Annotated in this window: 12 protein-coding genes and 1 pseudogene; 7 read left to right on the forward strand and 6 right to left on the reverse strand. The window is 64.9% G+C overall.

Annotated elements, in window-relative coordinates:
- Nucleotides 1–41 precede the first annotated feature (41 nt).
- The 6 genes from MSM1_RS20685 (at nucleotide 42) to MSM1_RS20710 (ending at nucleotide 6,997) form a co-directional block, all read left to right on the forward strand.
- Nucleotides 42–1,190, forward strand: a complete 1,149-nt coding sequence (locus tag MSM1_RS20685; protein WP_213446038.1) for a hypothetical protein — start codon at nucleotides 42–44, stop codon at nucleotides 1,188–1,190.
- A gap of 173 nt (nucleotides 1,191–1,363) precedes the next feature.
- Nucleotides 1,364–1,708, forward strand: coding sequence for a hypothetical protein (locus MSM1_RS20690; protein ID WP_213446040.1), 345 nt, complete (start codon nucleotides 1,364–1,366; stop codon nucleotides 1,706–1,708).
- A gap of 153 nt (nucleotides 1,709–1,861) precedes the next feature.
- Nucleotides 1,862–2,260: a Fis family transcriptional regulator gene (locus tag MSM1_RS20695; protein WP_213446042.1), complete on the forward strand. Its 399-nt coding sequence runs from the start codon at nucleotides 1,862–1,864 to the stop codon at nucleotides 2,258–2,260.
- A 536-nt stretch (nucleotides 2,261–2,796) separates the two neighbouring features.
- Nucleotides 2,797–5,469 (forward strand): hypothetical protein, encoded by a 2,673-nt coding sequence (locus MSM1_RS20700; RefSeq protein WP_236057320.1) that lies wholly within the window; start codon nucleotides 2,797–2,799, stop codon nucleotides 5,467–5,469.
- The gene (locus MSM1_RS20705; RefSeq protein ID WP_213446046.1) at nucleotides 5,469–6,188 is read left to right on the forward strand and encodes a hypothetical protein; all 720 of its coding nucleotides are present in this window, start codon (nucleotides 5,469–5,471) and stop codon (nucleotides 6,186–6,188) included. The genes MSM1_RS20700 and MSM1_RS20705 overlap by 1 nt, the downstream gene beginning before the upstream one ends.
- 65 nt (nucleotides 6,189–6,253) lie before the next feature.
- Nucleotides 6,254–6,997: a hypothetical protein gene (locus tag MSM1_RS20710; RefSeq protein ID WP_307857468.1), complete on the forward strand. Its 744-nt coding sequence runs from the start codon at nucleotides 6,254–6,256 to the stop codon at nucleotides 6,995–6,997.
- A 387-nt stretch (nucleotides 6,998–7,384) separates the two neighbouring features.
- Here the strand turns inward: MSM1_RS20710 and MSM1_RS20715 are convergent, their stop codons facing one another.
- The 6 genes and pseudogenes from MSM1_RS20715 to MSM1_RS20740 all read right to left on the reverse strand — a co-directional run bounded on the left by MSM1_RS20715 (nucleotide 7,385) and on the right by MSM1_RS20740 (nucleotide 11,063).
- On the reverse strand, nucleotides 7,385–7,768 hold the full coding sequence (locus tag MSM1_RS20715; protein WP_213446048.1) for a transposase: 384 nt from the start codon (nucleotides 7,766–7,768) through the stop codon (nucleotides 7,385–7,387).
- 12 nt (nucleotides 7,769–7,780) lie between these two features.
- A pseudogene (locus MSM1_RS20720) lies at nucleotides 7,781–8,317 on the reverse strand (transposase); the annotation flags it as partial.
- Between the two features lie 35 nt (nucleotides 8,318–8,352).
- Entirely contained in the window at nucleotides 8,353–9,072 is a 720-nt protein-coding gene (locus MSM1_RS20725) for a hypothetical protein (protein WP_213446050.1), read from the reverse strand.
- Between the two features lie 7 nt (nucleotides 9,073–9,079).
- The gene (locus MSM1_RS20730) at nucleotides 9,080–9,946 is read right to left on the reverse strand and encodes an RAMP superfamily CRISPR-associated protein (protein WP_213446052.1); all 867 of its coding nucleotides are present in this window, start codon (nucleotides 9,944–9,946) and stop codon (nucleotides 9,080–9,082) included.
- Nucleotides 9,943–10,365 (reverse strand): hypothetical protein, encoded by a 423-nt coding sequence (locus tag MSM1_RS20735; protein ID WP_213446083.1) that lies wholly within the window; start codon nucleotides 10,363–10,365, stop codon nucleotides 9,943–9,945. Before MSM1_RS20735 ends, MSM1_RS20730 begins: the two co-directional genes overlap by 4 nt.
- Nucleotides 10,366–10,412: 47 nt before the next feature.
- Entirely contained in the window at nucleotides 10,413–11,063 is a 651-nt protein-coding gene (locus MSM1_RS20740; RefSeq protein WP_213446054.1) for a hypothetical protein, read from the reverse strand.
- A 356-nt stretch (nucleotides 11,064–11,419) separates the two neighbouring features.
- Here MSM1_RS20740 and MSM1_RS20745 point away from each other — a divergent pair.
- The coding region (locus tag MSM1_RS20745) for a hypothetical protein (protein ID WP_213446056.1) at nucleotides 11,420–12,159 on the forward strand (740 nt) is incomplete at its 3' end.

Below are 12,159 nucleotides of genomic sequence, written 5' to 3' on the forward strand. Positions count from 1 at the left end.
GGGGCGAGCTGGCCCGGGCGCAACGGGATCAGGCCGCCGGTGTGGCGCATGTGGTGGAGGGCGGTAAACGCCTGGCTGCGACGCGCCATCACCTCGACAAGGCGGGTCTGACCGAGGCGCAGTGGCGCCGGCGGTGGGAGGCATCCCGGTGGCGAATCGGGGCGAACGGCTCGCCCGATGAACCGTTCGGGAATCTCACGATCACAGTGACCCCGGCCGGGCAGGTCAGTATTCGGTTGCCGAAACCGTTGGAACACTTCGCGAACGCCCCACGAGGCCGTTACGTCCTCTCCGGCAGTGCGGTGTTCGCGCACCGCGGCGGTGAATGGGTCCAGCGGATCATCGGCGCTAACTCGGTGTCCTACGCGATCAGCCGCAAACCCGGCAGGGCTGGGGTGTATCTGACCGCGGCGTGGGCGATCCCGTCTGTGCCGTACTGGGTAGGCCGCGACAATTGCGCAGTCGGCGACGGCGTCTACGCCATCGGGTCGGTGGTGGGAGTGGATCTCAACGATGGGCACCTGGCGGTGCGCCGGCTGGACGCCCACGGCAACCCCGTGGGTGCGCCCAGGCGGATCGACATCGACCTCACCGGGTCGGCGTCGCGGCGTGACGCCCAGGTCCGCCACGCCATCACCGCGCTGATCAAGTACACGCGCCGCCACGGTGTTGCGACGATCGCGGTGGAGGACCTCGACTTCGCCGACGCCAGGATGAGCGGGCGGGAAACTATGGGCCGCGGCGCACGCGGGAAACGGTTCCGCCGCGCCGTATCCGGCATGCCGACCGCGGTGTTCCGCAACAGGCTCGCAGCCATGGCTGACCGTGCCGGCATCGAACTACTGGCGGTCAACCCGGCTTACAGCAGCATTTGGGGCGCCCAACACTGGCAGCGCCCCTACCCCAACGTCACCCGGCACCAGGCAGCAGCCACCGTGATCGGGCGTCGCGCCCAAGGCTTTTCAGCCCGGCGACGGGAAGGTGTGACACCGACGCGACCAGAGGAACGCGCGGTGAGAGCTACCGACCATGCCGAACCCAACAGCCACCAGGCGAACACCAGTAGCCGCCACCGGCCAGGGACACGGGGAACTAAATCCCGCGCACCCAACCGGGCAAGAACGCGACTACCGGGCCGGGCAACCGTTACCCCGGCACAGTTGGCCAACAACGACCAACTCCAGCTGTAACGGTTATAAGCGTAAGAGAAACACCTGAACGCAAGCCACCTAAACCGGCCTGCGCGGGCGGGTGGACGTTTCGCCACCGTGTCGCTTCGTGCCGCGATAGTGAAAAGCACAAACTGACAGGCTCGCGCCTGTCGGGACCGCTAACCGCGAGCCGAACGAAAAGAGCACCCAAAATGCCCCCCACGACCATCACTTTCAGCACCGACCGCGGTGCCATCTCCTGGAGCGCTATGGAACGTCGCCGGCCCGGCGACTCAGCAGGAATCGCCGGCGGACTTCTGGGTGGCGAACCCGCGCTAGTTGCGATCGTCCGCGAGATCCTCTCAGGCAGGCTGCCTAAAAGTGTGCGCGTCGCCGAACCCAACGTCGACTACGTATTCACTGAAAAACGCGACACGGTTGCCGACGTGGCAGCCGCGATGTTGGTCGCCGGCAATGGTCGCGGAAGGCTCTCCGATTCCGGCTGGGATGCCCTCGACGCCGCTATGGAATCCGACGACACCGTTCATAAACACTGAGCGAAACTGAGTTCTGCTCAGTGGGGCGGCCCGAACGGTTGTGGGCTGTGACAACGACCGCTTGTGCAAAAGCACAAGCAATGCTTGTTGGTGTCGGTGGCAGTAGGTAGCATCACCGGACGTGTTGGAGATAACTGCAGGGCATGCGATGGTATGAAGACGAGTGACCAGATCGCCTTGATTCAGGCTGCGGCGCAACGAGATGTCGCCGTCTTCGCCGCACAGATGGCCAACTCCTCCCTGGAGGCAGCGGTGGATATCTGGCTGCGACGCGTTGCGCGGCGCAAGGCCACGCCCACACAGCGGGCGCGCTTGGTCAGAGCTGTGGAACGGGCCACCGCACCTGAGACCAAGGCTGTGCAACTGACCCGTGCGGCACTGTTGCGTGGCGCCGGCCTTGATGAGCGGCCAGCTGCTGCCGCTGCGATCGAGGCCGGGGCCACGTACACAGAAGTTGGCGCCGTTCTCGGCATGACCCAGCAGGGAGCCAGCGCCCGCATCCGGCCCTATATCGTCGCACGAGCCCGCGCATCCAAAGGCGGTCCAACATGACTGGGTCGCTAGACCGCCATGTGGTGATCGTCTCTGCCACGGGATCATTTACGCCCGCCGGTGACCGGCTCACCGGGCCTGTGGACTGCGTGGACAAGCTGGAGAAACTGATCGAATGGGCGCATAGGCGTGGCCTGCTGCGGCCGATACCTTCCAGAGTCATGGGGGAGGGCTGTTCTGAGCCCGCACGGGTGTGGTTGGTTGGCGCGAGCTGCCATCAGTTGATCGGGCTAGGACACGATGCGGGTGACAGCGACGCGCAGCTAGTTGAGCAGATGGGGCAGAGTTTGGCGGCCATGGTTAGCCGCGGTTGGGAACTGCGGCGCAGTCCCGGTCGCGGGGTAGTGCTGTCCCGTGGTATTGGCCGCCAGCGGGTGTCGGTCGAAGTCGTGGCAGAGCCATTCCCCTGGCTGGCCGGTAGCAATGCTGAGGACGTGGTTGAACTCGGTCGTCGGTTACGGCGGTGGTACGCCGCGCTAGGCACGCTGCCAGCGACCAATGCGGCCGCCTGCGGTGCAGTCATAAATGACCACATCATGCGGAATCGCGTCGGGCGCCGCGGTGCTGTCATCTCAGCCCCAGGGGTGCTGCCAGCGCAAGTCATGCCCGAGCTGCGCGTGCAGCCGCCTTGGTGTGCGCCGGCATCAGAGGTGGAGCAAGAGTTCGAGCACTGTGACGAATTGGTGTGGCTGACCCAGGAGTGCCCCCAGCTCGCATCGGCGGGAACCCTGACGTTCGGGCACGGAAACCCCCAGATACTCGATGCCGTGGCCGCAACGCAGGCCGCCCAAGAGGTGAAGCGGCCGTTCGGTCTATGGCACGTGACGTTGCCCCCGGCAAGCTCTTTGCAGGTGCCTCACATGCTGCCGCTCCCGCACCCCCAGATGAAGGTCGACCAACCCGTGCAGGCATGGGTGAGCAGCGAAGATCTCGACGGATTAGCACAGGACGTTCGCGATGGAGGTGCCGAACTTGCCGCGGAGCAACTGGCGATCGACGGAGCAATCGTGTGGCCCCGGCAAAGCCGCATCCTGGAAGCCTGGGCGACGCGGCTTCGCCAAGCCCGAGAAGAGTTCGCCGACGACCCGCCAATGCGGGCCCTGGTCGAGTCGGCGGCCGCCAACTATCTCGATGCGCTCGCCGATCCCCGCGCCTGGCTCGACCAGAGCTGGCGTCATCACTTCCAGCCGGCGTGGGCCGCGACAATCGCCGCACGGGTGCGGTTCCGCGGCCGGCGTGCCGCGATGCGGATCTCTCGCGAATACCGGGTCTGGCCGGTGTACGCGCGCGGTGACGCGATGATCTACGCCCTGGGCCGCGACGAGGCGACGAACGCTCCAATTGACTTGTCTGATACTCGTTCTCGGCTTGGACGCATGATGGTCACCAGGCGCACAAGCGTGATTGACGAGACTATCCTGGCTGTGCTGAGCGCCGAGACGACGACCCAGGTGGCCGACGCTTTGACTGCGGCGCTGGATGTTGGTGCCACCACCGCTGAGCCCATCGACTCCGGCACTGTCCCGCAAACCAGTAGCAGTGGTCAGAATGCCGTGGACCAGGTGCCAGCAGGTGAAGCTGCCGGGATCAGCGCGGTCGATGCCTCCGCCTCTGCCGAGCAGACTGAGCTAAGCCAGGACAGCAACCCAAAGCCGCAGTCGCCGGCCAATGGTGCGCGAACGCGACGCGCCACGGGGACTAGCGCGGTGTCCGGTGGTTTACCTGCCGCGGTCCTCCACACCGACGGACTGTGGCTCGCTGACGGAAGCCGCGTTGAGCTCACTGAGCCGATCGCGCATGTCGGGCAGGTCGCCGAGCTGGCTTACACATATCACCTCGGCTATCGACTCAGCTCGACATACAGTGAGCCAGGCCAGATCTGGATCACCGACGCAGCGTGCCGGGCTTTTGGCATCGACGTTGACGCGATCAGCCGCCGCGATCGCGCCAAGTCGCTGCGCCAGCTCACCGAAGGCATCGACTTTGTCACCCTTGCCGTCAACGAAGGGTGGAACCTCGGCGGCGCGGTGGAGGACCCCCACGCTAAACGGCTCGGCACATGGACCCGCGTTTATCGCGACGACAAACGCGGCGTGATGATCGCACTTGTCCCCGGCATGGGTTGTGGGCCCGATGAGATGCCGATCCTGGCCGATGAACCGACACCGGCCCAGATCGCCCACCGGCTCAAACTGCTCGCCGACGCGTTGCGGTTTCCATGGAAGATCAACGCCGGCGTGACCGCTGTGGATCTGATGCTGCAGACCAGACCTAAAACGTGGTCACCGAAGGAATGGCGTGAGGTTGTGTTCGCGCCGTCGACAACAGAGGTACCGTGCGGGATCGGTGACGTCGAGTCCGACTTCGACTGGTCACGTCCACCCACCAGCGAGGAGCGCCGCCGCCGCTACGTGCACGCCTACGACCGCGGCGGGTCATATGTGGCCGGCATCGCTGGCTTGGAGTTGCCCATCGGTGATCCGGTCCACCACCCCGACGGCGCACGCTTCGATGCGAAGACGCCGGGATACTGGCTGATCGACATCCCTGAACCGTCTGACTGGCGGCTCCCATACGTGCTGAACCCGAGACAGCTTCAGTTCACTGGCCCTAAATGGGTGTGCACCCCCACATTGGAACGCGCCGCAGCACTCGGTTACCAACCGGAGATCCTGGAGGCCTGGCTGTGGCCGCGGCACAGTCGAGGAGTGCTGCTCGGCTGGTACGAACGGTTCCGCGACGCCAGCACGACGCTGGACATCGACGATGCCGACGCCCAGGCCGCACGCGATCAGGCCAAGATTATCCGCACCCACGGAATCGGCATCATCGGCTCCAGTGAACACCTAAAAGGCAAAACCGCCTACAGTCCAGAACGGCGACTGCATGTGCTTTCCAAAGCCAAGGCCAACATCGTCTACCGGATACACCAGATCGGTGAAACGACAGGGCAGTGGCCCTTGGCGGTGGCCACCGACACCGTGCTGTACACCTCCGACGACCCCGATCCTGTGACAGCGTGGCCCGGCGGGCCTGGGTCGCTCGGCCGCGGCTTCGGACAGTACAAACCGGAGGCCTCTGGGCTGCTTGCCGAGCACCTTGAGCACCTCAACGGGCGCGACTATCGTGGCAAACGCTGTTTAATTCCCGCCGCCGAATGGTGCGCAGCCCTGCCGAGTATCGTCAACGACGGTGGCAGGAGCCGCTGATGCGCCGGCGAGGCCGTCGGCGCAGCCGGATCAGCGCCGGCGACTTGGCCGGCTACGGTTCGGTCGCCAACGACACTGTGGACATCGACCGCGCTGCTCGTGGTCTAGGTGTATCGAAAACCGCAGTGCGCCAAGCTATCAGGCAAGCACAAGCATCCCAGAGCAACATGTTTTTGCGGCGGATCTCAGGGCGACGCGAGGCAGACTCCGCTGAAGGTGCCAGCATGCGGGGCATGCTGCAAGCTGCGTTCGGCCGCGGCCCCCGGGGCGGCGCGGTCAACGCGAAAGCCGCTGCCCAGTCACTGGGAGTTTCCCAAGTCACCGTGCGCCGCTGGGCCGCGGGAACCCAGAAACCCTCGCCGGGTCGACTGGCGGCGATCCGGGCGGCCGCGCGGCGCGTCACGACCACCAAACGCGGCCGTCGCGCGGCGACATCAGACTTTCGGTCCAGCCCACAGGGAAGTCAGGCGCTGCGCACCGGAAGCAAGATCTGGATCAGCGGCGAACAAGGCGTCGGCGGCTACGACCAGGGTTACGCGCGCGATCGCCGCGTGGCCACCGACATCAGTCCCGATGAACTCGAGGAGATGTTGCGCGCCTACGAGGACGGCGGCGACAGCGGGCTTCGTGACTGGATGAGGGAATTCTTCGACGACAAATACGTCGCCGGGTGGGACTTCGTCACCATCGACGATTTCGGTATCGGCACACCAGAATGAGCAACGCGGCCAAAGCGATACGGCCCGCAAGGGGCCCGCGCTGGAGCCGCAAGAGGCTCATCAGCATGTTGTTGGACTCCTACGGTCCCACTGTCCGCGGCAGCGTCAATGTCGCCGCTGTCGCCGATTATGCGGGTGTCTCAGCGTCCACAGTGCGGCGCTGGATCTCTCGCCGGCATTCGCCGTCTCGCCGGCTGGCGATTCCCAAGCAGCGAATCACTCAACTGCAACGAGGTCCAGCCGAGGTCGAGCGCCGCAACGAACAGCAATACCAGTACGCGCTCAATGCGGTCGAGGCGATCAACGATGAACGCTCGATCCTGCCGTCCTGGCGAGAACAAGGCTGGCTCAACCCGCACACCGTGGCCATCATGGAAATCCATGGCAAGCCATGGCGTCAGGTTGCCGTCACCAACGCAAGCAGGCGGGCACTGGGGGAGTTGCGCCGCCGCGGCAAAATAGTGGCCAAGCTGACACTGCCGACGCGGTTTCACGCCCAGGTCCTCGCTCATGCCGTTATGACCCGACAGCTGGCATGGCGGGTCCATCCCACCGTGCAGCGCCTTTCTGCCGGCCGCACCCAGGTATGGATGGCGGATGCGCCCCCAGTAGACTTGGCTGCGTTGGCGAACAAGCTTGGCTTCCAAAGTACAGGCACTTTAGTGAGTGTTCAGCACCGCCCTTCTCGCGACAAACGCCCTGACCAACACAGACGTGACCAACCACGTCTACCTCAGCCAAATCGCTTTACTACTTCGACGACTCGACCGCAGCCAGTTGTTCGACACACAACCCACGTTCACATGTGAGCGAGGCCCCAGCCTCCATACCGTCTAGGCTCTGCCAGTGTTTATGATCAGACGCCTGGCCATGCGGCGCCAGATTCGGCGTGCCTCCCGACAGGCATTGGCGACATTGCTGTTTTCAACGCCGCCGCAACCATCCCTCGGTTGGATAAGCGCGCCGGTGAAGAACACCCCACCGTTGGCACCGCCAAACTCGCAACTAGCGCAACCAGGCCGACGCGTACCAGTATCGCCGCCTGCAGTAACCACAGCACTGGTAGCCGACGATCATGCACCCAATACCGTCGACCAAGCATCAACCGCGGGGGGGTGGGTGATCCCGCAATGCCCGAAGTGGCCCCTGACTAGGCGTGCGCAAAGACGCCAACGCCGCAGACAGCGCCGAGTTGCCTAAAGCGTGTCGAACAACTGGCTGCGGTCGAGTCGTCGAAGTAGTAAAGCGATTTGGCTGAGGTAGACGAAGCCTTCGTGGGCGGCCAGGGTGGTTTCGTAGTGGCGGTCGATGCGGCGGCAGTGGTTGATCCAGCCGTTGGTGCGTTGGACTACCCAGCGTGGTGGCTGGACGATGAACCCGTGGCCGGGTTTCGGCCCGGACACCACATCCACGGTGACACCGGCCTTGGCTGCTGCGGTGGTGACGGCCTGCCCGGTGTAGCCGTTGTCCACCCACACGTGGCTGATGGTGGGGGCGACCCGCTTGGCCTTACCCAGCAGCGTGGGGAATGCTGTCCGGTCGGTCACGTCGGCTGCGGTGACGACAGCGGCGACCAGCACAGCGGTGTGGTGTTAGCCGCGGCCGGGCAGGGTGGGGCGGTGGCCGCCGAGGGCGAGCATGGCCAGGGCGATCAGCGCGGCGGGGTTGTGGAATCCGAATGCGATGCGGGTGAGCAGGCGGATCTTGGTGTTGGTGGATTCGATCAATCCTTGGGACAGGCCGTGGTCGAGGGCGGCGTCGATGGCCTCGCGGTGGCGTTTGATGCGGCGGGCCAGCTCGACGAAGACCGGGATGCGGCAGCGCCGCGCCCAGGAGATCCACTTGTCGAGGGCGTCTTTGCCGTCCTGGCCTTTGACCGAAAACACATGCCGCAGGCCCTCTTTGAGCAGGTACGCGCGGTAGAGCCGGGTGTCGGTCTTGGCGATCCAGGCCAGTTTGGCGCTCTGGCGTTCGGTGAGGTCTTCGGGGTTTTTCCACAGCGCATAGCGGGCGGCTTTGAGCCGCCGTGCCCGCTCATGACCCGGCCGCGGCGCGGTGTTCCTGCTGGGCCGACCGCGGCCCCACTTGGGCTCGCTGCGGGCCAGCGCCCGCGCGTCGTTCCACATCTTCAGTGCGGGGAGGACGTCAACAGTTGTTGGTGAAGTCAGCGTGCGGGTCGGTAGGCCCTAGTGCGGCTCGATGGATTTATGTACGGCGGCCGGATAGTGGCTGTGCCGAGGGGACCAGCCTTGGTGTCGTTGATGGCGTCGAGACACCGCACGGGTACGGTGCGCCCGAGTACACCGGGTTCGTGTTCGTGGCCAGCTGTCCAGTGGGGGACGTCGGGGGTTTCTGTGACGTCCCACTGGGTGACTAGGCCTTCTCCGACGCCGCGGTGTTTACCGATGGAGGGCAGGTCGGTGAGCAGTTCACGGATGAGGTCGGGGTTACCGACGGCGCGCCAGGTGAGGGTTGTGGCGGTGTGGGCCATGACAGGAATTACGCGGCGTTGGTAGCGGCCGGTGCTGTCGGAGACGGTTTGGCTGCCGATGGTGGGGGTCAGGTGTTGGAGTCGGTGTCGGTCGGTTCGTGAGGTGCGCCAGCGGATGTCGGGCTCGGTGTCGTGGTGTGGGTGCAGGTCGGCGAAAGTGGCCATCCAGTGCCAGTCGGTGTCCTGCGTGGGGTCACCGCAGCGGGCCAGTGGCAAGTCGAGGGGTTCGGGTTGGTCGGTGTGCTGGTAGGTGAGGTGTTGGCCGGCGGTGCGGGCGGCCAATTTGCGTCGGTGCCAGAGCACTGATGCGAGCAGCCCGTCTAGGGCTACGCCCCAGGGTCTGGACAGCACGATGCCATGGGGTGTGGTGGCGGTGATTTTCAGGGCGATCATGAGGTGTTCAGGTGAGTTGAGCGAGGGCGGTGATGGCTTCGTCGCGGCGGTTGGCGAGTTCGGCAGCCCAGTCGGTGTGCTTGTCGGGTAGGTGTCCGCGCAGCGGGGTTGCGGTGATGGTTGCGGTGATGCGGCCGTGGCCGGCGGCGATACGCCCGCCTAGGTGTCCGTGATCGGCGAAAGTGGTCAGCACGTCGTGCACGAACGCCGTTTGGATCTCGGTGGCGTTGGTGAGCCGCACCCAGGTTTGCAGGCGGGTGCCGGCTGGGAGGGTTTCGACACCGAATCTGCCTAGGGGGCTGGTTGTTTCGTCGAGGTCGGGGTGTGGAGGCTGGAGGCCTGTTGGCCGGTGGTCGCAGTGGTGGCTAAACGATTCTTCGGCTACTCCGTCTATGTACGGACGCAGTTTGAATCGTGGCGGACGGGGCAGTATGTGAGCGACCTCGGCGAATTCGGGAATAACTTTGCCGACGGTTAGCAGCCCGGACATGATGCGGCCGGAGGCTGCGCCGCCGAAGACTGCGATCTGCGGCAGCAGATCCTTGAGGTGGCGTTCTTGCTCGTCGGTGAGGGGGCGTGCTGATTTGGCGAGACGACCGCCGTTGGTGAGCAAATGTGCTGCGGGGATCGGTAAGGCGGCGTTCTCGTAGTCGAGGACGCTGGCTGTCAGGGCCTCGCCGATGCGGCGCAGGACGCCGCGGAAGCTGCTGCCTGACACAATAGGTATCTGCATCAGCTCACCAGTGGTGGTGATGATCCGTTCCCGGCGGAACAGAGCGAAGTTGTCGGTGCCGATGGCGCTGTAGTCTTCGCGGTGCACGATCGACGACGTCGCCAGGACATCGACATCGAAATGAATCGTCGACAGTGTCACTGGACCGCTTTCCGCTGCGCCGCGGCGGCTTCGGCGATGATTCGCACCCGTAGGATAAGGGCCGGTAGGTGTTCGCGCAGGTGAGCGATGACTGGCAGGGACGGTTCACGAAGCAGGCAGGCCAACTCAAGACGGCGATCGGGTTGGCGCGGTGCCGGTGCATCGAGCCGAGTTGAGACGTCAGACCACCACTGGTCGAGGGTGCTGGCACGGTAAGCGGCGCGGCGCACCCGCCCGGGGAGCAGTTCGTCCCAATACGTTTTGCGGTACCGCGGTTCGGCGACCCAGCTGTTTTCCCAGTCGATTGCATAATGCAGCAGCAGCAGGAGCCGCTCGGCGGTCTCGGCGGGTCCGTCAACAGCGGGAAGTTCGGGAACCAGGGCCCGCCACACCTGAGTCGGAGTTTTCACGGGTGTCAGCGTAAAACCAAAGTGCGTCACGACCGGGTCATCGCCAGGCGCGGCGCTTAACTGCCTGCAGCTGGCGGAGTGCTGATTAGAATTCTGGCGGCGGCCCACAGCGCAGGCACGGCGCGCCAAGACTTTAGCTGTGACCAGGCGGAAATGATGCGTGCCCAGTTGTAGCCTGGCTGAGCAGTCAGCAGCTGCGGCGGCGGCGCCGGTCGACTCAGTTGCGGCCATGTCGCGCCCACCGCGCTTTGCAGCCATGCGAGATCGGCCAGCTTCGACGCGGCCCGCGCATCCCAGCGCACAACCAGACCGTCAGTGGCGAGATGCCCCCACTGCGCGGTCGCCACGATGTGCCGGCGCCGGGCCGTTGGCAGCACCACTGCGTGGGTATTGGGTAGCTCGCCAGCGCTCAGCAGATCGGCCAGGGCGGCGCCGTCGGTGTATTCGGTGGTGGCAGTGGTAGTGATCAGCAGCGCCGGCTGCGTGGTGGGTTGGCGGCTGTAGGCCCAGGCGCACGCCAGACATAACCGGCGCGACCCGAAGGGCCAAGCGTCGAAGCCGGTGAATTTCTCGGAGATGATTCGCGAGCTGCTCACAGTCGGACCGTTCTCGCCGCAGCGTCCGCAGCAGCCGTCGACCGGTGAGGGTTCGTCTACGGAGGGTCGACCGGCGGCGACCCACGCCGCGCCAGCTGGGTCAGAAAGCATCCTGTGGCGACGATACGTCGCAAGAGTGACACGCGGAACCGTCACTGCGGTCTCCCCACCTTCGCAGCCGCACGCCGGCCGGCACACCGGCCGGCGTGCGCCGCGGCTTGGACTGCAAGACTAAAAACCGGTGAGATGCGGGCAAAGGCGCACCGTGTCGCGCTAGGCGCCTACACTTGCTGGCTACGAAACGCACACAAGGGTCGGGTGAGGGTTTCACCCGGGGCGGCTCCAGGGAGGCTGGCGACAGCGGCCCTGAGCCGCCCTCCTTTTTTGGTCTGGTCTCCAATGGTTAAACACCTGCGTGTCTCGCTGGGCTCCTACACTGCGCCCTAAGTGTCCTGTAAGGAGAGCGTGTGGGTGCTAAGACCGCGAGACCGAACCGAGAGCCACCGCTCGTCGTCGACGTCGAAGGAGCCACGATTTCGGCGCGGGATGTGAAGGCCGCCCGCGAGATCACTGAAGATGTTATGAGCGAGCGTGACTTTCAACGGCTGGCCAACCGCATCGCCGATCAGGCCCGCGACCAAGACACCTCGCTAACCCGTGCGACACGGGACCGAGATCGGGCCACTCCTCGAGATGTCAGCCACGTAGATTCGGATCGCTTGCGTGCGGACTTGCCGGCTGGCGGCGAGTTTCGGCGTGCGCTTAGTGGTCGGCAGCGAAAGATCCGCTCAGCGCTGAAGAATCGGGTCTTAGCCGCTGCGCCGACGTCACAACACGAGGCAATCCGCACCATGCTCGCTGACGAAGATCCCACAGAGTGGTGTCGCATAAACCGGTCGCTACACCTGGCCGCAGGTGATGTCCATCAGTTGACCGATGCTGACCGGGTCAAAGTGCAGCGCCTCGACCGGGCTATCCAATCCTATGAACGGCGTAACGATCGCACGCATAAGGTTTATGTCGCGGTGCAGCTGCCCGATACGCACAAAGATGTGCGCCGGCTGCGTGATCTTCCTGTGAATCTGCGTCCGGGTGCAGGGGTGGCGTTCGACCAGTTTACTATTACCCGCCACAACCTTCACGAAACACCTGGCCACGACAGTGACCGCCATGTGGTCTTCGAGATCGTTACCAGCCGGGGAATGTA

The sequence above is a fragment of the Mycobacterium sp. SM1 genome, assembly GCF_018361265.1.
In the GTDB taxonomy this organism is placed as follows: domain Bacteria; phylum Actinomycetota; class Actinomycetes; order Mycobacteriales; family Mycobacteriaceae; genus Mycobacterium.